Origin of the sequence: Bradyrhizobium sp. A11, from assembly GCF_042077125.1 — a bacterium.
Taxonomy (GTDB): domain Bacteria; phylum Pseudomonadota; class Alphaproteobacteria; order Rhizobiales; family Xanthobacteraceae; genus Bradyrhizobium; species Bradyrhizobium japonicum_B.
Genome location: NZ_CP149509.1, coordinates 1437204 through 1460203, shown reverse-complemented (window position 1 = coordinate 1460203; position 23000 = coordinate 1437204). Strand labels below are relative to the sequence as shown.

General features: G+C 66.4%; 16 protein-coding genes. All 16 read right to left on the bottom strand.

The window, feature by feature from the left end; all coding sequences use genetic code 11:
* Nucleotides 1–93 precede the first annotated feature (93 nt).
* The 16 genes from ligA to WI560_RS06670 all read right to left on the bottom strand — a co-directional run bounded on the left by ligA (nt 94) and on the right by WI560_RS06670 (nt 22948).
* Nucleotides 94–2241, bottom strand: a complete 2148-nt coding sequence (gene ligA / locus WI560_RS06745) for an NAD-dependent DNA ligase LigA (protein ID WP_375307373.1) — start codon at nt 2239–2241, stop codon at nt 94–96.
* Nucleotides 2242–2396: 155 nt separating this feature from the next.
* Nucleotides 2397–4082, bottom strand: a complete 1686-nt coding sequence (recN, locus tag WI560_RS06740; protein ID WP_375307372.1) for a DNA repair protein RecN — start codon at nt 4080–4082, stop codon at nt 2397–2399.
* Nucleotides 4083–4095: 13 nt separating this feature from the next.
* The gene (locus WI560_RS06735) at nt 4096–4986 is read right to left on the bottom strand and encodes an outer membrane protein assembly factor BamD (protein ID WP_257177049.1); all 891 of its coding nucleotides are present in this window, start codon (nt 4984–4986) and stop codon (nt 4096–4098) included.
* 245 nt (nt 4987–5231) lie between these two features.
* Nucleotides 5232–6194 (bottom strand): UDP-3-O-acyl-N-acetylglucosamine deacetylase, encoded by a 963-nt coding sequence (lpxC, locus tag WI560_RS06730; RefSeq protein WP_375307371.1) that lies wholly within the window; start codon nt 6192–6194, stop codon nt 5232–5234.
* 361 nt (nt 6195–6555) lie between these two features.
* Entirely contained in the window at nt 6556–8358 is a 1803-nt protein-coding gene (ftsZ, locus tag WI560_RS06725; RefSeq protein ID WP_375307370.1) for a cell division protein FtsZ, read from the bottom strand.
* 87 nt (nt 8359–8445) lie between these two features.
* A complete protein-coding gene (gene ftsA / locus WI560_RS06720; RefSeq protein WP_375159089.1) occupies nt 8446–9768 on the bottom strand; it encodes a cell division protein FtsA in 1323 nt (440 codons plus the stop codon).
* A complete protein-coding gene (locus WI560_RS06715; RefSeq protein ID WP_375307369.1) occupies nt 9765–10805 on the bottom strand; it encodes a cell division protein FtsQ/DivIB in 1041 nt (346 codons plus the stop codon). Before WI560_RS06715 ends, ftsA begins: the two co-directional genes overlap by 4 nt.
* A gap of 350 nt (nt 10806–11155) precedes the next feature.
* Complete coding sequence (locus tag WI560_RS06710; RefSeq protein ID WP_375307368.1) at nt 11156–12142, bottom strand: D-alanine--D-alanine ligase; 987 nt, start codon at nt 12140–12142, stop codon at nt 11156–11158.
* Between the two features lie 99 nt (nt 12143–12241).
* Nucleotides 12242–13162 (bottom strand): UDP-N-acetylmuramate dehydrogenase, encoded by a 921-nt coding sequence (gene murB, locus WI560_RS06705; protein ID WP_375307367.1) that lies wholly within the window; start codon nt 13160–13162, stop codon nt 12242–12244.
* Between the two features lie 4 nt (nt 13163–13166).
* Nucleotides 13167–14570 carry a UDP-N-acetylmuramate--L-alanine ligase gene (murC, locus tag WI560_RS06700; RefSeq protein ID WP_375307366.1) on the bottom strand — a complete coding sequence of 468 codons (1404 nt, stop codon included), beginning with the start codon at nt 14568–14570 and terminating at the stop codon, nt 13167–13169.
* A 149-nt stretch (nt 14571–14719) separates the two neighbouring features.
* Nucleotides 14720–15820, bottom strand: a complete 1101-nt coding sequence (gene murG, locus WI560_RS06695) for an undecaprenyldiphospho-muramoylpentapeptide beta-N-acetylglucosaminyltransferase (protein ID WP_375307365.1) — start codon at nt 15818–15820, stop codon at nt 14720–14722.
* 115 nt (nt 15821–15935) lie between these two features.
* Nucleotides 15936–17087: a putative lipid II flippase FtsW gene (ftsW, locus tag WI560_RS06690; RefSeq protein ID WP_028138074.1), complete on the bottom strand. Its 1152-nt coding sequence runs from the start codon at nt 17085–17087 to the stop codon at nt 15936–15938.
* Between the two features lie 213 nt (nt 17088–17300).
* Nucleotides 17301–18701, bottom strand: coding sequence for a UDP-N-acetylmuramoyl-L-alanine--D-glutamate ligase (gene murD / locus WI560_RS06685; RefSeq protein ID WP_375307364.1), 1401 nt, complete (start codon nt 18699–18701; stop codon nt 17301–17303).
* Between the two features lie 129 nt (nt 18702–18830).
* Nucleotides 18831–19934, bottom strand: a complete 1104-nt coding sequence (mraY, locus tag WI560_RS06680) for a phospho-N-acetylmuramoyl-pentapeptide-transferase (RefSeq protein WP_028138076.1) — start codon at nt 19932–19934, stop codon at nt 18831–18833.
* 165 nt (nt 19935–20099) lie between these two features.
* The gene (gene murF / locus WI560_RS06675) at nt 20100–21479 is read right to left on the bottom strand and encodes a UDP-N-acetylmuramoyl-tripeptide--D-alanyl-D-alanine ligase (RefSeq protein ID WP_375307363.1); all 1380 of its coding nucleotides are present in this window, start codon (nt 21477–21479) and stop codon (nt 20100–20102) included.
* Entirely contained in the window at nt 21476–22948 is a 1473-nt protein-coding gene (locus tag WI560_RS06670; RefSeq protein WP_375307362.1) for a UDP-N-acetylmuramoyl-L-alanyl-D-glutamate--2,6-diaminopimelate ligase, read from the bottom strand. The genes murF and WI560_RS06670 overlap by 4 nt, the downstream gene beginning before the upstream one ends.
* Between the last annotated feature and the right edge of the window lie 52 nt (nt 22949–23000).

Below are 23000 nucleotides of genomic sequence, written 5' to 3'. Positions count from 1 at the left end.
CATTGCGAGGAGCGTAGCGACGAAGCAATCCAGACTGTCACTGCAGAAACATTCTGGATTGCTTCGCTGCGCTCGCAATGATGGAGGAGACCGTCATTCCCCGATCAGCTTCAGCCACTCGTCCTCGGTCAGCACCTTGACGCCGTGCTTGTTGGCCTCCGCCAGCTTCGAGCCGGCGCCCGGTCCGGCAACGACCAGATCGGTCTTCTTCGACACCGAGCCCGAGACCTTCGCCCCCAAGCGCTCTGCCGTGGCCTTGGCCTCGTCGCGCGTCATCTTCTCCAGCGATCCGGTGAACACCACCGTCTTGCCGGCGACGGGCGAATTGCTCTTCGGCTTCTCGGCGTCGACGATCTCGACCTCCTTGGTCAGCCGCTCGACGATGCCGCGATTGTGGCTCTCGCCGAAATAATCGGCGATGCTCTTGATCACGGTGTCGCCGATCTGGTCGAGCGCGTCCATCTCGGCCATCGCCTCCTCGTCGCCCTTGGCGACCTTGAGGCAGGCATCGTGGAAGGCGTCCCAGGAGCCGTAGCCGCGCGCCAGCGCCAGCGCCGTGGTCTCGCCGACATGGCGCATGCCGAGCGCATAGACGAAGCGCTCCAGCGCGATCCTGCGCCGGCTCTCGATGGCGCCGAACAGGTTGCGGACCGAGGTCGCGCCATAGCCCTCGACCTCTTCGAGCTTGAGCCTGGAATTGCGCTTTTCCAGCGTGAAGATGTCGGCGGGCTCCTTGACCCATCCCTCGTCGAAGAAATACTGGAGCTGCTTCTCGCCGAGACCGTCGATGTCGAAGGCACGGCGCGAGACGAACAGCTTGAGATGCTCGATCTTCTGATAGGGGCAGGCGAACTCGCCAGTGCAGCGGGCGCGCGAGCCCTCCTCGCCCGCCGCCGTCTCCTCGCGCACCACGTCGGTGTGCAGCGGACATGGGCACTTCTTCGGGAAGTGGAATTCCCGGGCAGACTTCGGCCGCTTGTCGAGCACGACGTCGACCACCTGCGGGATGACGTCGCCGGCGCGCTGGATCACGACGGTGTCGCCGATCCTGATGTCGCGGCCCTCGCGCAGCACCTCGCCCTTGTTGCCGATGCCCTTGATGTAGTCCTCGTTGTGCAGCGTGACGTTCTGCACGATCACGCCGCCGACACCGACCGGCTCGAGCTTGCCGACCGGCGTGAACGAGCCGGTGCGTCCGACCTGGATCTCGATGTCGCGCAGCACCGTCATGGCCCGCTCGGCCGGGAATTTGTGCGCGATGCCCCAGCGCGGCGTGCGCGAGACGAACCCGAGCCGCTCCTGCCAGTCGATGCGGTCGACCTTGTAGACGACGCCGTCGATGTCATAGTCGAGCCTTGCGCGCTGCTCCTCGATCGCATGATGGAAGGCGAGCAGTCCCTCGACGGAATGGCAGAGCTTGGTGAGCGGGTTGGTCTTGAAGCCGCAGCGCTCGAACCAGCCGATCATGCCGCTCTGCGTCTCCTCCGGCATCGCGCTCATCTCGCCCCAGGCATAGGCGAAGAAGCCGAGGGGACGCGAGGCGGTGATGGTCGGGTCCTTCTGCCGGAGCGAGCCCGCGGCCGAGTTGCGCGGATTGGCGAAGATGGTGCCGCCTTCGGCCTTCTGCCGTTCGTTGAGCGCGAGGAACGCCTTCTTGGTCATGTAGACCTCGCCGCGCACCTCGCAGATCTCCGGGACGTTGCGGCCTTTCAGCTTCTGCGGCACGTCTTCGAGCGTGCGGATGTTGGCGGTGACGTCCTCGCCCACCGCGCCATCGCCACGCGTCGCCGCAGTGACGAGCTCGCCGCCCTCATAGCGCAACGACATCGACAGGCCGTCGATCTTCGGCTCGGCGGAGAAATCGATCTTGTCGTCGTCGAGCTTGAGGAAGCGAACGATGCGGCCGACGAAGTCGCGCACGTCCTCTTCGGCAAAGGCATTGTCGAGCGACAGCATCGGAACGGAATGCCGCACCTTCTTGAAGCGCCCCGATGGCGCGGCGCCGACCTTCTGCGAGGGCGAGTCCGCGCTGACGAGCTCCGGGAAACGCTTCTCGATGGCGTTGAGGCGCTGGCGCAACGCGTCGTATTCGGCATCGGTGACGGTCGGCGCGTCCTCCTGATAATAGCGCTCGTTGTGCCCCTCGATCTCGAGCGACAACCGCATATGCTCGACCTTGGCCTGGGCCTTGGTGAGATCGGCGACGTCGCGAAGCGGTTTCGATTTTGCTGCTCTGGCCATGATGCTTGGATACGACGGAGCGGGCGGAAGGGTAAAGTCGGAAGAACTCTCGCGCCCCGGACGCAGCGCTTCTTCAGCGGTGCGCTGCAGAGCCGGGGCCCACGGGGCGGCATTATGGGTCCCTGCTCGCGCTACGCGCGTCCGGGATACGACGCCTAGCTTGCCGCCTTCAGCAACCGCTCCGCAGCCGCCCTCGCCTCGGCCGTGATCTCGGCGCCGGCCAGCATGCGGGCGATTTCCTCGCGGCGGTGGTCGGCGGCGAGCGCATTGACGCGGGTGGCGACGCGCTTGCCCTTGTCGAGGGCGTCCTTGGAGATCAGCAGATGCTGGTCGGCGCGGGCGGCGACCTGCGGGGCGTGGGTCACGGCCATCACCTGGACCTTGCCGGCCAGCCGGGCCAGGCGCCCGCCGATGGCGTCGGCGACCGCACCGCCCACGCCGGTGTCGATCTCGTCAAACACCAGCGTCGGCGCCGAACCGCGGTCGGACAGCACGACCTTGAGCGCGAGCAGGAAGCGCGACAGCTCGCCGCCGGAGGCGACCTTCATCAGCGGCCCCGGCTTGGTGCCCGGATTGGTCTGCACCCAGAACTCGACGCGGTCGAAGCCTTGCGGCCCCGGCGCGGCCTCGTCGGTCTCGACCTGGGTCATGAACCTGGCGCGCTCGAGCTTGAGCGGCGCGAGCTCGGCGTTGACGGCCTTGTTGAGCTTCTCGGCCGATTTCTGCCGCGCCGCCGACAGCTTCTTGGCGGCGGCGGCATAGCGGCCATCTGCCTCGATCGCGGCCTGCTCCAGCTTCTTCAATTGCGAGGCACCGGCGTCGATCAGCACGACGTCGGCGGCATATTTGGCGGCGAGCGCGGCGAGCCCGTCGACCGGCGTCGAATATTTGCGCGAGGCGGCGCGCAACGCGAACAGCCGTTCCTCGATACGCTCGAGCTCCGCCGGATCGAAATCGGTTGCGGCCAGGGCGGCCTGGAGATGCTGGTCGGCCTCCTCCAGCGCGTTGATCGCGGCATCGATCGCCTTCACGGCCGGCTCGACCAGGGCCGGCGAATTGACGCCGCGGCGCTCCAGCCGGCGTACCGCGGCCGAGAGGGCGGCGACCGGCGAATGATTGCCGCCGACCGCCTCCTGCGCCTCGCGCAGGTCGGAAGCGATCTTCTCGCCCTGCATCATGGTGCTCCGGCGATGGGCAAGCGAGGTCTCCTCGCCGTCCTTTGGCGCGAGCTGTTTCAGCTCGGCGGAGGCGTGGCGCAGATAATCGGCCTCGCGCGCGGCGCGCTCCATGCCGGCACGATGCTCCTCCAGCGCGGTGTTGGCGGTCCGGCGTGCGTCCCAGAGCGTTTCGACCGCGGCGACGTCCTTCTCCAGGCCGGCGAAGGCGTCGAGCAGGCGGCGATGGGTGGCGGCGTCCACCAGCGCGCGCTCGTCGTGCTGGCCGTGAATCTCGACCAAGGCGGCGCCGACCGCCTTCAGCGTCTGCACGCTGATCGACTGGTCGTTGATGAAGGCCCGGGTGCGGCCGTCGGCGAGCTGCACGCGGCGCAGGATCATCTCGCAAGATTCTTCAACGCTGGTGTCGTCGAGGCCGTTCTCGGCGAGGATCTTCGCCGCAGGGTGATTCTTGGGGACGTCGAACACGGCGGTGACCTGACCCTGCTCCGCGCCGTGGCGCACGAGGCCGGCGTCGCCGCGGCCGCCGAGCGCCAGTGCAAAGGCATCGAGCAGGATGGATTTGCCCGCACCGGTCTCACCGGTCAAAACCGCAAGGCCCGTTGCGAATTCGATATCGAGCCGTTCGATCAGGACGATGTCGCGGATCGATAGACGCGCCAGCATGGAACCAAATTTCCTAGCCGAGGCCCATCTTCTTGAAGGTCTTGCTGATCCAGGACCCCTGATTCTCGCTCGGCTCGAGACCGCCGGATTTTACAAGATTATAGGCGTCCTTGTACCAGCGGCTGTCAGGAAAATTGTGGCCAAGCACGGCCGCCGCGGTCTGGGCCTCGCCGACGATGCCGATCGCCATATAGGCTTCGGTCAGCCGGTACAGCGCCTCCTCGACATGACGGGTGGTCTGGTACTGGGTGACGACGGTCTTGTAACGGTTGATCGCCGCCGTGTAGTCGCGCTTCTGCGCATAGTAGCGGCCGACGTTCATTTCCTTGCCGGCGAGCTGATCGCGCGCACCTTCGATCTTGGCCTTGGCGGACGTCGCGTATTCCGAGTTCGGATATTTGCGCACCACCTCTTCCAGCGCGGCGATCGCCTTCTCGGTACGGGTCTGGTCGCGGCTGATGTCCGGGATCTGGTCGTAATGGGAGGCCGCGATCAGATATTGCGCATAGGCCGCATCCGGGCTGCCGGGATGCAGCGTGACGTAGCGGGTGGCCGCGCCGATGCAGCCGTCATAGTCGCCGCCCTGATAGGACGCATAGGCGGACATCAGCAGCGATTTGCGGGCCCAGTCGGAATAAGGATGCTGGCGGTCGACCTCTTCGAACTTCTTGTTCGCCGCCTTCATGTCCTTCTTCTCGTTCATGAGGTACAGGCCCTCATTGTAGATCTTGTCGGCGGGCTCCTCGACGAAGGTGTCGTCCTTGGCGGTGAACTTGTCCCAGAGCGAGCCGGTGCCGCAGCCGGCCAGCGGCAGCGCGAGCAGGATGAAGGTGACGGCCTGAAGCAGCCCACGAGCTCGCAAGGAGATCGAGAAGTATCCGCGCGTCATACGCTGTGCCGACATGAGTTTAAGCCCTGACGCCCTGTGATGCGGTGCCCGCCAGCCCATGACCCCGTCACGGGCGCGAATGGTGCCGTGGTGCCTGCTATGCGACCACGCCGATGGATCCGAAAAGCGATCTTTAACCAACCGGATAGGCAGGCAATTCGCCCGGATTAAGGCGAACTTGCCGCAATGCTAGCCGATCATGGTTACCAGGAGTTTCCCGGGGGTGCGCCGCGGCCGGAGGCCCGCGGCAACTGCTCTGTTCAGGACACGTCCGGCCCGTAGGCCGCCGCAACCCGGCCGCCGACGATCCCGCGGCCGACTTCGCCCACGGGACGCGTGGTGCGGCGGATCGCCTCGCCCTCGACCACCCGCCAGGCGGTCCGGTCGGCCAGCAACGCAGTCAGGACGGCGTGGTTGAGCTTGTGGCCGCCACGCACCGAGCGGTAGGCACCCAACAGCGGCAGGCCGGCCAGCGAGAGATCGCCGATCACGTCCAGCACCTTGTGACGGGCGCATTCATCGGCGTAGCGCAGACCCTCGGTGTTGAGCAGCCGCTCGTCGTCGAACACGACGGTGTTGTCGAAGGAGGCGCCGAGGGCATAACCCGCGCTCCAGAGCCGCGCGACATCGGACATCAGACCGAAGGTCCGGGCCCGGCCGACTTCGCGGCGGAAACGTTCCGGGTTGAGCTCGAAAGTGTAAGCCTGCTGGCCGATGACGGGATTGGTGAAGTCGATCTCGACCTCGACACAGAACCCGTTGGCATGGGGCCTGATTTCGCCGAAGGAATCGCCGATCTTGACCGAGATCGGCTTCAAGACCTGAATGAAGCGGCGCTGGGCCGGTTGGGTCACGATGCCGGCCTGGTCGATCGCCGCAATGAAGGCCGCGGCGCTGCCGTCCATGATCGGCACTTCCGGGCCATCGATCTCGATGGTGGCGTTGTCGACACCCATGCCCCGCAGTGCAGCAAGAACATGCTCGGCAGTGGACACCAGCGGACCGGTGCGATCACCGAGAACGGTGGCGAAGTCGGTGGCGATCACCTGATCGGCCGTCGCCTGAACTTCGCGATCACTTCCCTCAAGGCCTGTCCGGATAAAAACAAAACCCGCGTCGACAGGCGCGGGCCCAAGCGTGAGAGTGACGGGAAGACCGGAATGAACGCCCACGCCTGCCACGGAGGCTTGCGCACCAAGCGTTGTTTGCCGGCTAAATTTCATCAGGAACCCGCCCCACTACGACCCATCGCGACTTATACGAGACCCACCTGCCCAGCCCGTGCCGACGCCGCGAATCCGTATCCCCAAGTCACGGCAAACCATAATCACTGCCCTAAACAGCGCCAACTCACGCTTTTTTACCGATTGTTACCCCAAACCCGCCGTATTCGCGCCAAGGCTTAACCAAATTGCGCCGAGCTTTTAGGCCGCTGCCGGCAATTCTACCGAACACCCAAACGCGTAATTAATCATTTAAAATCAGCCGCTTGATTGCACAATCCGGACATGCACGGGAGCAAAGGAAAGGTCCCGGCAAGCTGGTTGCCGGGACCTGTTTTCGTCCGCCTTATTGTAACAATCCTCAGGTCGCCTGCCGCCGCAGGAAGGCCGGGATATCAAGATGGTCGTCGCCCTGTGGCGCCGGCGCAACAGGCGCGGGACGACCATGCATGTCCAGTCCCTGCGGCGCCGGACGGCGAGCGTACTCGGATACCGGGTCATTCGACGCGATCTGCTGGGCCACGGTCTTCTGCGGCCGGCGCTCGGGCAGCGGCGGCATGGCGGGGCCGGTGGTGCGGGCCGCAACCGGCGCCTCGCTTTCCTCGTCGCGTCGGCCGAGGCCGACATTGGCGAGGCGCTGCAGCAACGACAGGCGGCTCTTCTGCGGCGCCTCCTCCTCGACCTCACCGCGCGCCTGGCGAAGCTCGGCCTGGGCCGGCATCGGCAGCTCGTCGATGCGCGGCATCCTGGGCGTACGGACCGGGCGTTCGGCCTGCGGCGGGATGAAGGTTTCGGGCGTCATCGGCTCCTGCATCACGGCCGGAGCCTGCTCGGGCTCCGGAAACAGGGTCGGCTTCTGCGCGATCGGACGCACGGTGACGTCGCCGTAGGTCTGCATCGGCGCCGGGGCCTGCGGAACGTCGGCAACGGCAGCCGCGATGGCGGCGAGCGCGGCGCGCTCGACGTTCGGACGGGGCGCCATCGGCGCGGTAGCAACCGGAGCCTGGCTTGCGGCCGGGATCTGCGCTTCCAGCTTCTGGGCGCGCTCGGCCATGCGCTGGTTGTCGGCGCGGAGCCGCGCGGTCAGGTCGGCGAGACGGCTCTCGGCGGCCGCGGCCGGCGCCGCGGGCGCCTGCTGCGCCTGCGGGGCCGGGTTTGCGACGGGAGCGGAGGTGGCCTGGCTGTTGCGGGCGATCGCGGCCTGCTCGATGCCGGTGGCGACGACCGAGACGCGGATCAGGCCGTCGAGCGCTTCGTCGAAGGTCGCGCCGACGATGATGTTGGCGTCCTGGTCGACTTCCTCGCGGATGCGGGTCGCGGCTTCGTCGACCTCGAACAGAGTGAGGTCCTTGCCGCCTGTGATCGAGATCAGCAGGCCCTTGGCGCCCTTCATCGAGCTATCGTCGATCAGCGGGTTGGCGATCGCGGCTTCCGCGGCGGTCAGCGCGCGCTTGTCGCCGGAGGCTTCGCCGGTGCCCATCATCGCCTTGCCCATCTCGCGCATGACGGCGCGGACGTCGGCGAAGTCGAGATTGATCAGGCCTTCCTTGACCATCAGGTCGGTGATGCAGGCGACGCCCGAATAGAGCACCTGGTCGGCCATCGCGAAGGCGTCGGCGAAGGTGGTCTTCTCGTTGGCGACCCGGAACAGGTTCTGGTTCGGAATGATCAGCAGCGTGTCCACGACCTTGTGCAGCTCGGCGATGCCGGCTTCGGCGGTGCGCATGCGGCGGCCGCCCTCGAAGTGGAACGGCTTGGTCACGACGCCGACGGTGAGGATGCCCATGTCGCGCGCGGTCTTGGCGATCACGGGAGCAGCACCGGTGCCGGTGCCGCCGCCCATGCCGGCGGTGACGAACACCATGTTGGCGCCCGAGAGATGGTCGCGCAGTTCGTCGATCACCTCTTCCGCCGCCGCGGCGCCGACGTTCGGCTGCGAGCCGGCGCCCAACCCTTGCGTGACCGCGGTGCCCATCTGCACGATGCGCTGCGCCTTCGACATCGTCAGCGCCTGCGCGTCGGTGTTGGCGACCACGAAGTCGACGCCCTGAAGGCCGGCCGTGATCATGTTGTTGACGGCGTTGCCACCGGCGCCGCCGACGCCGAACACGGTGATCCGGGGCTTCAGTTCGTGAATATCAGGAACATTGATGCTGATGGTCATGGTTGCCTCTCGATCACGCGCGCGTGGGTTCGCCCCGGCCGGCGGCCGCGGGTGTTGGTGAAAGTCGGGAATTGCGGAAATGAATCATCAGAAGCCCTCGCGTAGCCATCGTCCGACCTTTCCGAAATAACCGCCGGTCCCTGTCTTGACCTGGTGCCGCGTATGCCGCGGTTCGACATGTTCGAGGTGAACATATTGCGGGTAGACGAGGAGTCCGGCCGGCACCGCGAACGCGGCGTTCTTCGCCTCGTTGGGCAGCCGGCCGAAGCCGAGCGGACGTCCGACCCGCACGGGCCGGCCGAGAATCTGGGTACCGAGCTCGACGAGGCCGGTGAGCTGCGAGGCTCCGCCCGAGAGCACGACGCGGCCGTTGGGCTCTGAGGCGAAGGGCGAATCCTTCAGCTTGTCCCGAACCATTTCGAAGACTTCCTCGGCACGGTGCTTGACGATGTTGGCGATGGTGGCGCGGGAGACGATCTGCGGCAGATCCTGCTCGTCACCGGCTGTCGGCACAGACATCAGCTCACGCGAGTCCGATCCGCCGGTGATGACGGTGCCGTATAACGTCTTGATTCGCTCGGCGTCGGCAATGGTCGCGGAGAGTCCGCGCGCCAGATCCATCGTGATGTGTTGCCCGCCGACCGCAAAACCCGCCGCATGCACGAAACGGCCGCCTGAATAAACGGCAATCGTGGTGGTGCCGGCGCCCATCTCGACGACGGCAGCGCCGAGATCGGCCTCGTCGTCGGTCAGCACCGACAGGCCGGCCACATAAGGGCTCGCCGCCATGGCTTCGACATTGATGTGGCAGCGTTCGACCGCCAGCATCAGGTTCCGTGCCACGGTGGCGTCGCAGGTGACGACGTTCATGTCGACGCCGAACTGATGGGCAACCATGCCGCGGGGGTCGCGGATGCCCTTGACGCCATCGAGCGTGTAGCCGACCGGCAGCGCGTGCAGCACGGTGCGGCCCTCGCCGGTGGCGTGACGCATGCCGGTGGAGGTGACGCGGCTGACGTCGGCCTGCGTCACCGCACCACCCCGGATGTCGGCGGCGGCTTCGACCAGCTGGCCGGACAGCCGGCCGCCGGAGACCGAGAGCAGCACGGACTCGACCCGCACCTTGGCCATCTTCTCCGCGAGCGCGACGGCCTGGCGCACCGCCTGCTCGCATTCGCCGAGATCGATCACCGCGCCGGCCTTCATGCCGCGCGACTGGATCTGGCTGTATCCGATCAATTCCACCGCATGGGTGCGGCCGCGCAGCGCCTCGCTCGGCGGCGACGGCTTCAGCCGCGCGATCATGCAGGCGATCTTGCTGGTGCCGATGTCGAGGCAGGCGACGAGGCCGCCGCGCTTGTGCGGCATCGGGCGCGTCTTCGGCGTCTGGGTGCGATCGAGACCGGTCATGCGGAATCCCCGGCCTTCTTTTTCTTCTTGTCCTTGAACAGATCCTCGCGCGCCTTGGCGGCGTCCTCGGACAGCTGCACCACCAGCCGATCGGGCAGGCGCATGTCGACGGCGACGATGTCGCGGGAGAACAGCCTGTCCTCCTTGTCGAGCCTGGACAGCATCGCGAGCGCGTTGCCGACGTCCTGCTCGGGCAGACGGATGTCGAGGCCATCCTTGAGCCTCAGATTCCATCGCCGCTCGCCGACGTAGATCGCGGCTTTCGTCACCGCATTGACCTGCGGATAGCGCGCCAGCAGCGCCAGGAAATCGCGCGCCTGGGTCTCGGCGCCCTTGCCGACCACGAGCGGCAGCGTCAGGAAGCGACGCGAGACGTAGGGCTCGAGCACGGCGCCGTCATCGGCAATGACCGAGAGCCGGCCGGCCTCCTGCCACAGCGCGAACGCCTTGCGCTCGGTGAGCTCGATCATGAGCTGGCCCGGATAGAGCTTCAGCACGGTCGCATCCGCGATCCAGGGATTGGCCTTGAGCTTGTCGCGCACCGCGTCGGCGTCGAGAAACAGCAGCGAGGAGCGGCCGCTGACGCCGCCGATCGCCAGGATCTCGTCCTGGGTGAGCTGCTTGCGGCCGTTGATCACGACGGAGGTGATGCGGAATCCGGCGGAATTGGCCAGCGCGTTGCGGGCATCGCTGACCGCGGTGATGAAATCCTGGAGATGGCCGCCCTTGACGATGCCGAAGCCGCAGCTGCCGATCAGCAGCAGAACGGTCATGCTGATTCCGACCCGGCGCGGCAAATAGCGCTCGACCAGCGCGACCACGCGCGGCGGCGGCTCGCGCTCGACGACGGCCTTGGCCCTGGCCTTGGTCTTGATCTTGTCCTTGGCGACGGCGCGCGCCGCCTCAAGTCTTTCCTGGCGCTTGTCCTGCACCCACTCGCGCAGAAGCACGACCGCTCCGACAGCGGCCGCCTTCAGGTCGGCTTGGGGCCTCAGCGATCTGAAAAGAGACCGGGTGAGGCTTCCTGCTCCATCCATTGCACGAGCTCGTCAACAGTTAGGCCGCGACATCGCGCGGATCCTGGCGAACATGACGTCCTGGACGTACCGGGCCGGGTGCTGGTCTTCAGCAGAAGAAAACCTCTCCCCTTCAAAGCGTTCGCTGGAGGTGACATCACCCGCGACAGCTCACGCGCCGGCAGCCAAAGCGCCATATGCGCCGCCAGCGTTAACCTTCGGACGTCCTGGTAAACAAAAGGTAAAATTCGTTAACGTCCCGCGCATTTTGCCCCGTTATGTGAGGCATTTGTGCCGCGATGTCCGGCATTTTACCGGTTTTGGACGCCAAACCGGCCCGTTTCGCCGATCCGGCCGTTAACCAGTCCTAATTATTTCCGCACGCCCCGCTGCGCGAGCTCCACCAGGTCGCGCAGGAAGTCGACGAATGCGATCCCCTCGGCTTTCAGCGCCTTGGGGTAGAGCGAGGACTTGGTCAGCCCGGGCAGCGTGTTGGTCTCGAGATAGACGAGGCCCTTGTCCGAGACGATGAAATCCGACCGGGAATAGCCGGTGCATGACATCGCGCGGTGCGCCAGCATCGCCTGCGCCTTCAGCGCGGCGGTGATCTCGGGCGCGAAACGGCCGGGGCAGATCTCCTGGGTCGATTTCAGGAGATATTTCGCGGCGTAGTCGAAATTGCCCTCGCCCGGAATGATCTCGACCGGCGGCAGCGCGATGATCGAGCCATCGGTACGCTCCAGCACACCGCAGGTCGCCTCGACGCCGGCGATGTAGGGCTCGATGACATACTCTTCGTGCTTGGCCGCGTTGCGGACGGCGACGAGATCCTGCTTGGCGTTGACGAAGATCAGGCCGTAGCTCGAGCCGTCGCGCGCCGGCTTCGCGATCAGCCTGCCGTATTCGGCAAGAGCCTCGTCGATGTTGTCGAGCGCAACGTTTGCCGGCGGCGTCACGCCGCCGAGGGCGGCAAACCGCTTGGCCGCGACCTTGTCGAAGGCAAGATGCGAGGACGCCGAGCCCGAGCCGGTGAAGGGCACGCCGCGCGCCTCGCACATCACCTGCAATTCGCCGTTCTCGGCACGCCCGCCATGCAGACCGAGCACCAGCACGCGCCCCTCGGCCTTGGCCTGGTCGAGTGCATGCTCCAAGGGAATGCCACGCGTGCCCGGCTTGAACTCGTCCTCGAAGGGGCGAGCATGTTCGAGCAATTGCCTGGACTGCACGACATGCACCTTGTCCTCGATATCCCACCACCAGAGATCAGCCTCGGGCAGCGCCTGATGCAGCGCCTGCGCCGAGGCGACCGAGACCAGACGCTCCCGGTTGGAGCCGCCGAAGAGGATGGTGATGCGCATTCGCTGCCTCTGTTTCTTTGTCATTCCGGGGCGCGCAAAGCGCGAACCCGGAATCTCGAGGTTCCGGGTTCGGTGCTTCGCACCGCCCCGGAACGACATTCACGCGGAAATCCCGATCCGCTTGATTTCCCAGTGTAGCTCGATCCCGGAATTTGCCTTCACCCGTTCGCGCACGGTCTCGCCCAACGTCTCAATGTCGTGCGCGGTGGCATCGCCGGTGTTGATCAGGAAATTGCAGTGCATCTCCGAGACCTGTGCGCCGCCGACGCGCAGGCCGCGGCAGCCGGCGGCGTCGACCAGCTTCCAGGCGGAATGGCCGGGCGGATTCTTGAAGGTGGAGCCGCCGGTCTTCTCGCGGATCGGCTGCGCGGTTTCGCGATGGCTTTGCACCTCTGCCATGCGCGCGCGGATCGCTTCCGCGTCCCTGATCTCACCGCGAAAGCGCGCGGAAGTGAAGATGATGGAAGGATCGACGCCGCTGCTCCGGTAGACGAACTTCATGTCGGCATTGGAAAATACGTGCTTGGTGCCGTCGCGCCCGACGCCCCTCGCCTCGATCAGCACGTCCTTGGTCTCGCCGCCATTGGCGCCTGCATTCATGCGCAAGGCGCCGCCGATCGTGCCGGGAATGCCGAAATAGAACTCGAGCCCGCCGATATTGGCAGAGGCCGCCACTTCCGCCACCCGCTTGTCGAGTGCGGCGGCGCCCGCGGTGACGACATCGCCGCTCGCGCTGGCCTCGCCGAAGGCGCGCGGCGAAAGGCGGATCACCACGCCCGCGATGCCGCCGTCGCGCACGATGAGGTTGGAGCCGACGCCAACGACGTAAACCGGAATGTCGGCAGCAAGGTGCGCGAGGAAGTAAGCCAGATCGTCCTCGTCCGCCGGCGTGAACAGCACCTGCGCGGGGCCGCCGACGCGAAACCAGGTCAGTTCGGCCAGCGACTGGTTGGCGAGCAGCCGGCCACGAAGCTCCGGCATCGCGGCTTTGAGAGTGGGCGTGATGTCGGGGAAGCTCACCGCCCTACCCCAGCGCCTTCAATTCGCCGGGCAATGCGTACGCCCATTGCGTGATGTTGCCGGCCCCGAGGCACACGACGAGATCGCCCGGCTTCGCGAGCCCCTTGACGATGCCCGCGAGCTCTGATGCCGCCGGCAGCGGGATCACCTCGCGATGCCCATGCGCGCGCAAGCCCGCGACGAAATGGTCGCGGTCGATGCCCTCGATCGGCGCTTCGCCGGCGGCATAGACGTCGGCAACGATCACCGCGTCGGCGTCGTTGAAACAGGTACAGAACTCCTCGAACAGCGATTGCAGGCGGGTGTAGCGATGCGGCTGCACCACGGCGATCACCTTGCCGGTGTAGGAATCGCGCGCCGCTTTCAGCACGGCTGCGATCTCCACGGGGTGATGGCCGTAATCGTCGATGACGGTGACGCCGTTCCACTCGCCGGTCTTGGTGAAGCGGCGCTTGACGCCGCCGAAGCCGGCCATCGCCTTGCGGATCGCCTCGTCCGACACGCCGAGCGTATGCGCGACCGCAATCGCCGCCGTCGCGTTCGAGGCGTTGTGCCGGCCCGGCATCGGCAGCGCGAGGTCGGCGATCTCGTGCAGGGTGCCGGCCTTGCGGTCGCGGATCACGACCTTGAACTTCGAGCCGCCGCCGCCTGCGGTGAGGTCGACCAGCCGCGCATCGGCCTGCGGATTCTCGCCGTAGGTGATGATGCGGCGGTCCTCGATCTTGCCGACGAGGCTCTGCACCACGGGATGATCGATGCACATCACGGCAAAGCCGTAGAACGGCAGGTTCTCGACGAAATGACGGAAGGCGTCCTGCACGGCCTCGAAGGTCTTGAAGTGATCGAGATGCTCGGGGTCGACATTGGTGACGATGGCGACATCGGTCGGCAGTTTCAGGAACGTGCCGTCGCTCTCGTCGGCCTCGACCACCATCCAGTCGCCGGCCCCCAGCCGCGCGTTGGAGCCGTAGGCATTGATGATGCCGCCGTTGATCACGGTGGGATCGAGCCCGCCGGCGTCGAGCAGCGTCGCGACCATCGTCGTCGTCGTGGTCTTGCCGTGCGTGCCGGCAATGGCGACGCAGCTCTTCAGCCGCATCAGCTCGGCCAGCATCTCGGCACGGCGCACCACGGGAATGCGACGTTCGCGCGCCGCCATCAGTTCCGGATTGTCGCGCTTGATCGCCGTGGAGACCACGACCACCTCGGCGCCGTCGACATTCTCCGCCTTGTGGCCGACCGAGACCTTCGCGCCCTTCTTGCGCAGACGGTCGAGATTGTAATTGTCGGAGGCATCCGATCCCTGCACGGCATAGCCGAGATTGACCAGCACCTCGGCGATCCCGCTCATGCCGATCCCGCCGATCCCGACGAAGTGGATGGGTCCGATCTCGCGCGGCAGTCTCATGTGGTTTCCTTGGGGTCATCGTCCGCGAAGGCGGACGATCCAGTACTCCGCGACGCCAGAGATTCAAATCAACTGCGTCGGATACTGGATGCCCCGCTTTCGCGGGGCATGACAAGTGGCTTTTTTGGCCATTCGGGCCGGAACAGGCGTCAGATTCCCGCGACCTTGACCACGAGATCCGCCAGCCGCTCGGCCGCATCGAGCCGACCGGCGCCGCGGGCGGCTTCAGCCATCGCGGCGAGGCGAGCGGGTTCGGCGGCCAAACCGGAAATTTCGGTGGCGAGACGATCGGAGCTGAACTCGGTCTGCGGGATGCGGATCGCGCCATCGACCTTGGCCAGCACGCCGGCATTGGCGAACTGGTCCTGGTCGATCGAGCCGGGCAACGGCACCAGGATCGAGGGCCTGCCGATCGCCGCGAGCTCGGCCACCGTGCCGGCACCGGAGCGCGATACCACGAGATGGTTTGAAGCGAGCCGTGCCGGCAGATCGGTAAAGAACGGCGCGAGCTCGGCCTTGATCTTGAGCTTGTCATAGACCGCGCGCACGCGGCTCACGTCCTCTTCGCGTACCTGCTGGGTGAGGACGAGGCGATTCCATAACGCCGGCTCGAGCCGCTCGATCGCACCAGGCACGATGTCGGCCATGATGCGCGCGCCCTGGCTGCCGCCGACGACGAGCAGGCGCAGCGGACCGTTCACCTCGGGCGCAGCATAAGGCACAGCAGCGGCGGCGAGCACTGCCGGCCGCATCGGCGTGCCGACGGTCGTGGTCTTGGCCGCCAGCGCGGGATCGCGGTCGAGCACACCGGGCAAGGACGTCGCGATGGCGCGGACGTGGGCGGACAGGAACCGGTTGGCGCGGCCGAGTACGGCGTTGGCGTCGTGGATGATGCCGGGCACGCCGGCGAATTTCGCCGCGACCAGCGGCGGCAACGTCGGATAGCCGCCGAAACCGACGACGGCGACGGGCTTCAAGCGCTTGATCAGGCGATACGCGGAGAGCGTGCCGGCGGCGAGCGTGAAGCCGGCATAGGCGAGTTGCAGCGGATTGCGGCCGCGCGCGGTCTCGCTTGCCACCACGTCGATCATGTCCTTGCTGAACAGACCGCTATAGCGCAGCGCGCGCTCGTCGGTGACGAGGCGGACTCGATAGCCGCGCCGGATCAATTCGACGCCGAGCGCCTCGGCCGGAAACAGATGGCCGCCGGTGCCGCCCGCGGCAAGAAGAATCAGGGGGGAGTTGTCCATGGTGGAGGAATTTTACAGTGTCTCAGTTGTCATTGCGAGCGCAGCGAAGCAATCCAGAATCCCTCCGCGGAGGCAGCCTGGATTGCTTCGTCGCTTCGCTCCTCGCAATGACTAGCTAAGCGTAACTGCGCATCGCCTCGGCGTGGCCGCTGGCCTCGACCTCGGTGCGCGGGCGCAGCCGCGTCAGCGCCAGCATCATGCCGACGCCATAGGCGAGCGACACGATCGAGGAGCCGCCATAGGAGATGAACGGCAGCGTCATGCCCTTGGCCGGGATGAGCTGGAGGTTGACCGACATGTTGATCGCCGCCTGCACGCCGAACAGGATCGCAAGACCCGAGGCGGCGAAGCGCGAGAACATGTCCTCATTGGCATAAGCGCGCGACAGCGTGCGGAGGACGACGAAGGCGAACAGCGCCAGCATGGCCAGGCACAGGATGATGCCAAACTCCTCGGCCGCGACGGCGAACACGAAGTCGGTGTGGCTGTCCGGCAGGCTGCGCTTGGCGATGCCCTCGCCCGGCCCGAGGCCAAACCAGCCGCCGTTGTAGAAGGCTTCCATGGCGGTATCGACCTGGAAGGTGTCGCCGGAGGCCGGATTCATGAAGCGCCTGATGCGCCCCGCCACGTGCGGGACGAACAGATAGGCGCTGAACAGGCCGGCGGCGCCAAGGCCTGCGAGACCGAACACCCAGATCATGCGCATGCCCGCGATGAAGAACAGCGAGCCCCACACCATCAGGACCAGCATGGTCTGGCCGAAGTCGGGCTCCATCACCAGGAGCGCGACCAGCATCAAGAGCAGCACCAGTGCCATCGTGGTCGCCGGCATCTCCGGGCGCCTGGTCGATTCCGCGAACAGCCATGCCGCGATCACGACGAACGACGGCTTTGCGATTTCGGAAGCCTGGATGTTGACGCCGAGCAGCGTGATCCAGCGCCGCGAGCCCTTCACCTCCGGGCCGATGGCGAGCGTCAGCACGATCAGGACGATGCTGATCGCGAAGATGATCAGCGCGCTGCGGCGGATCGAGCGCGGCGACAGGAAGGACACGCCGAGAAGGACGATGCAGGACGGCAGCAGGAACAGCACGTGGCGGCTGAAGAAGTGGAAGGGCTCGAGCCCGATGCGGGTCGCAACCGGCGGGCTCGCCGCCAGCGACAGGATCACCCCGGTCAGCATCAAAGCCAGGATCGCGCCCATCAGCGGCTTGTCGACGGTCCACCACCACTCGGAAAAGGGGGTGCGTTCTTCACGGGAGAGCATGGGCGGCCGCTTTCGGACGGAGGTCCGTCCATTGGTCGCCGAGGTTGGTTACCGGAGGGTTAATAGCTTGTTCAAGTTTTGAAGAGTCTCGTGCCCCGGACGCAGCGCAGCGCCTTTTGCGGTGCGCTGCAGAGCCGGGGCCCAGCGAGCTTTCTGGTCCCGGCTCCGCGGAGCGTCACTTCGTGCCGCACCGCGTCCGGGACACGAGACCGCTCACACCACCGGTTTCACGCCCGGCAGCGCCTGCACCAGCTCGCGGAACCTGGTGCCGCGGATCTCGAAGTTGCGGTACTGGTCGAAGGAGGCGCAGGCGGGGGACAGCAGCACGACGGCGTCGGTGAGGCCTGCGGCATCCGCATCGCGCGCGGCGTGCGCGACGGCGACGTCGAGCGTCTGGCTGATCTCGTGCGGCACCTGCGTGCCCAGCGTTCCCGAGAACTCCTGCGCGGCCTCGCCGATCAGATAGGCTTTTCGGATGCGCGGGAAGAAGCCGGTCAGGCCAGTGATCCCGCCGGCCTTGGGCTTGCCGCCGGCGATCCAGAAGATCTCCGAAAATGACGACAGCGCATGCGCGGTTGCGTCCGCATTGGTGCCCTTGGAATCGTTGACGAACAGCACGTTGCCCCGGCGGCCGACCTGCTCCATGCGGTGCGCAAGGCCGGGAAAGGTGCGCAGGCCGTTCTGCAGCACCTCCAGGCTGATGTCCATCGCGAGCGCGGCGGCGGCGGCACAGGCCGCGTTCTGCGCGTTGTGCTGGCCGCGCAGCGAGCCGATGCCGCCGAGCGCGGCCACTTCGCTGCGGGCACCGCCCGAAGAACGCACGATCTCGCCATGCTCGACATAGATCCCGCTCGCCAGCGGGTTCTTGACGGAGATACGCACCACGTTCTTGCCGGCGCGGTCGAGCCGGTCGGCGATGTCGCGGCAGAAGCCGTCGTCGACGCCGACGATCGCCGTGCCGCCGTCCTGCACGCCGGCAACGAGGAGCTCCTTCACGGCGGCATAATGTTCGATGGTGCCGTGACGATCGATATGGTCCTCGCTGACATTGAGCAGGATGCCGACGGAGGGATCGAGCGAGGGCGTGAGGTCGATCTGGTAGGACGACATCTCGATGACGTGGACGCGGCCCATGCGCGGCGGCTCCAGCGACAGGATCGCGGTGCCGATATTACCGCCCATCTGGGTGTCGTAACCGGCGACCTTGGTGAGATGCGCGATCAGCGCCGTCGTGGTCGACTTGCCGTTGGTGCCGGTGATGGCGACGAACGGCGCATCCGGCGCGTGTCGCCGCCGCTCGCGGCAGAACAGCTCGATGTCGCCGATCACCTCACAGCCGGCCTCGCGCGCCTTCAGCACGCTCCAATGCGGCACCGGATGGGTCAGCGGCACGCCGGGCGCCAGCACGAGGGCCGCGAAATTCGCCCAGGACACGCTGCGCAGATCGGCTGTGATGAAACCGGCCTGCGCGGCCTTGGCGACGTTCTCGGCATTGTCGTCGGCCGCGATCACCTCGGCGCCTCCCGCCTTCAGCGCGTGGCAGGAGGCGAGCCCCGAGCCGCCGAGGCCGAACACCGCGACGGTCTTGCCGGCAAAGGAGGTGACGGGGATCATGGCCACACCTCTGTCATTCCGGGGCTCGCGAAGCGAGAACTATGGTGCGCAATTGCGCACCAGAGAATCTCGAGATCCGGATCGCCGCTTCGCGTCGCCCGGAATGACGATCCTGGGTGAGCACCGCGATCACCGCAGCTTCAGCGTCGACAGCCCGGCGAGTGCCAGCATCACCGAGATGATCCAGAACCGGATCACGATCTGCGGCTCGGTCCAGCCGAGCTGCTCGAAATGGTGGTGGATCGGCGCCATCTTGAAGATGCGCTTGCCCGTGAGCTTGAAAGACACCACCTGCACGATGACCGAGACCGCCTCCAGCACGAACAATCCGCCGATCACCGCGAGCACGATTTCGTGCTTCACCGCGACCGCGATGGCGCCGAGCATACCGCCGAGCGCGAGCGAGCCGGTGTCGCCCATGAAGATCGAAGCTGGTGGAGCATTGAACCAGAGAAAACCGAGGCCGGCACCCAATAGCGCGCCGCAGAGCACCGCGAGCTCGCCGGTGCCGGCGACATATTTGATCTGGAGATATTCGGCGAACACCGCGTTGCCGGCGAGATAGGCGATCATCGCAAAGCTCGCGGTCGCGATCATCACCGGCACGATGGCGAGGCCATCGAGACCGTCGGTGAGGTTGACCGCGTTGCCGGAGCCGACGATGACGAAGGCGCCGAAGATGACGAAGAACCAGCCGAAATGCAGCACGGTGTCCTTCAGGAAAGGAATCGTCAGCGCGGTCGAGGCGGGGTCGCGGTTCAGCCGCACCAGCGCGTAGCAAGCCACCAGCGCGATTGCAGCCTCGATCAGGAGGCGAAGCTTGCTGCCGAACCCGGTCGTGGTCTGCTTGGTCACCTTGAGGTAATCGTCATAGAAGCCGACGAAGCCGAAGCCGAGCGTCACCGCCAGCACGATCCAGACATAGGGATTGAGCGGATTGGCCCACAGCACGGTGCCGACCGTGAGGCCGGACAGGATCATCAGCCCGCCCATCGTCGGCGTGCCCTTCTTGGCGAGATGCGATTGCGGACCGTCGGTCCGGATCGGCTGGCCCTTGCCCTGGCGGATGCGCAGATGGTCGATGATCCAGGGCCCGAACAAAAACACGAACAGCGCGCCGGTAACCACCGCGCCGCCAGTGCGGAAGGTGATGTAGCGGAAGACGTTCAGGAAGGTGCGGACGGCACCGAAGCCCGGAAATGTGTTGGAGAGCTCGATCAGCCAGTAAAACATTCAGTCGGTCCTATCGCGCCAATGCACGCGGTTTTGGCCTGGATATTGGCTTCAACGTGCCTCAGGCGCATTCGCTGTCTTCATCATGGGTCGCGCGCCCCCAGGGAAACCGGATCGCTTCGCGCCGCAAAGGGTGGGATTCGGGAACGGCGCCTTCCAAGCAGTTTACGCCTTCGCCTGCAAGGCGGCCACCAGGCCGGGCACAAACTTGTTGACCCAGAACATCTTCTTGCTGCCCTTGACAACCACGACATCGCCTGCCTGCAGCAGATTTGCGACCTCGCCCGGCTTCAGCGTGGCGGGATCATCGTGCCAGCCGAGGCGCTTGCCTGACGGCAGCACATCGTAGAGGTGGCGCATCAGGGGGCCGACGCAGTAGACCCCGTCGATCCCGTCGAGATGCTTGGCAAGGGCGGTGTGGTAGCCTGGCGCGTCTTCGCCGAGCTCCAGCATGTCGCCGAGGACCGCAATGCGGCGGCCTCCGCTCATGTGGCGGGCCTGCAGGCTCTGCAGCGCGGCAGCAACGCTGGCCGGATTGCCGTTGAAGCTGTCGTCGATCACGGTGATGCCGCCGACCGCCTGCTCGACGCCGCGGCCGGTCATGATGCCGACACGGTCGAGCTTGATCGCGAGCGTCGCCGGATCGAGATGGGCCGCGCGGATCGCGGCGAGCGCGGCCAGCGCATTCTGCACGCGATGCGGCGCGCCCGGCGTCAGGCTGAAGGCGATCTCCTTCTTGCCGATCATGGCCACGACCTGCCAGCTCTCGCCATGCGGCGCGTGCGCGACCTCATGCACCTCGGCGTGCTCGCCGAAGCGCACGACCTTGCCTTTCCATTCGGAGGCCTTGAGTCCCGCAGGCAGCACCAGCACGCCGTCCTCGGGCAGACCGAGCGCGATCGAGACTTTCTCGTGCCTGATAGCTTCGAGCGAGCCGAGCTTTTCCAGATGCACGGGCTGGACGTTGACGACCAGCGCCACCGTCGGCCGCGTCAATTCGCTGAGCCGCGCGATCTCGCCTTTCTGGTTCATGCCCATCTCGACGACCCAGAGGCTGGCGTTGGGCCGCGCGTTGCACAGCGTCAGCGGTACGCCCCAGAAATTGTTAAAGCTCGAAGGGCTGGCATAGGCGTTCGGATAGGCCGCCAGAAACTCCTTGGTGCTGGTCTTGCCCGCGCTGCCGGTGAGCCCGATCACCGGCCCCTTGAAACGCGTGCGCCCAGCGCGTGCGAGAGCCCAGAGGCCGTCGATCAGCGTGTCCTTGACGACGATCTGGGGAATGCTGATGCCCGCGATCTGGTGCGGCACGATCATGGCGACCGCGCCTGAAGCCTCCGCCTTGTCGGCGAACTCCCAACCGTCGCGCGCGCTGGCGAAGGCCGAGACGAAGCCGCCGCTCGGCGTGCCGCTCAGCGCCACGAACAGGCTGCCCGGTTTCACCAGGCGGCTGTCCTGGGTAACGAAATCGATCGGGGTGTCCGGGAACGATCCGTCCGCGCCCAGCGCGCGCGCCACTTCGGCAATCGTCCATATCGGCGCGCTCATGCAATCCTCGACGCTAATGCGGCGGCGACCGCCTCGTGATCACTGAAGGGCAAGACCTCTCCGCCGACGATCTGCCCGGTCTCGTGGCCCTTGCCCGCGATAAGCAGCGCATCGCCCTCCTGCAATTCCTCGATCGCGGCGCGGATCGCAGCAGCGCGGTCGCCGATCTCGCGGGCGTCCTTGGCGGTGGCGAGGATCGCGGCGCGGATCGCCTCCGGCTTCTCGCTGCGCGGATTGTCGTCGGTGACGATGATGCCGTCGGCATTCTCGGCCGCGATCTCGCCCATGATCGGGCGCTTGCCGGCATCGCGGTCGCCGCCGGCGCCGAACACGACCACCAGCCGGCGCTTGGCATAGGGCCGCAGCGCCTGCAGCGCCTTCGCCAGCGCATCGGGCTTGTGCGCATAGTCGACGAAGATCGGCGCGCCGTTGCGCTCGCCGACGCGCTCTAATCGTCCCTTGGCGCCTTCGAGATGTTCCAGGCTCGCGAACACGTCGGCTGCATCGCTGCCGGTACCGATCGCAAGACCGGCCGACACCAGTGCGTTCTCGATCTGGAATTCGCCGACCAGCGGCAGCCGGATCGCATGGCGCTTGCCGCGATGTTCGAGCGTCAGCCGTTGCGAGAAGCCTTCGACCGCGGCTTCAGTGAGACGGATGCCCTCGCCCGCCCCGTCGCCGTTGCGGCCGACCGCGATCACGCGCAGGCCGCGCGCCTTCGCTGCATCGATCGCCTCTGCCGAGCAATCATGATCGGCGGAGATCACCGCCGCGCCGCCGGGCGGCACCAGCTCGCGAAACAGGCGGAGCTTCGCCGCGAGATAATGCGCGACGGTCGGATGGTAATCCATGTGGTCGCGCGACAGATTGGTGAAGCCGCCGGCGGAGACGCGCACGCCGTCGAGCCGGTACTGATCGAGCCCATGCGACGACGCCTCGAAGGCGAGATGCGTGACGCCCTCGCGCGCGATCTCGTCGATCTGCCGGTGCAGCGCGATCGGATCCGGCGTCGTCAGCGAGCCGTAGATGGTGCGCTTGGGCGAGACGAGGCCGATGGTGCCGATGCTGGCGGCGGCATGCCCGAGCCGCTCCCAGATCTGGCGCGTGAAGGCTGCGACCGAGGTCTTGCCGCTGGTGCCGGTCACGGCCGCGATGGTCGCCGGCTGGGCGGGGAAGAAGTTGGCAGCGGCCAGCGCCAGCGCGCGGCGCGGATTGGCAACCGCGACGAACGGCACCTTGCTGCCATCAGGGGCCTGGTCACCGACCACAGCCACGGCGCCCGCGGCAATCGCAGCATCGATGAAGCGTGCACCGTCGGTCTTGCTGCCCGCCAGCGCGAAGAAGACATCACCCGGTTTGACCGCGCGGCTGTCGAGCGCAAGGCCGGTCACCTCGAGCGCGGCGGCAGCGGGCTCGATGGCGGCGTCATTGCCCAGAATATCCTGACCCAGGAGGTCGCGCAGCTTCATGGTCTTCCAGTCGACATGCCCTGCCGGAAAGCCGAATCCGGGGAAAATCCCG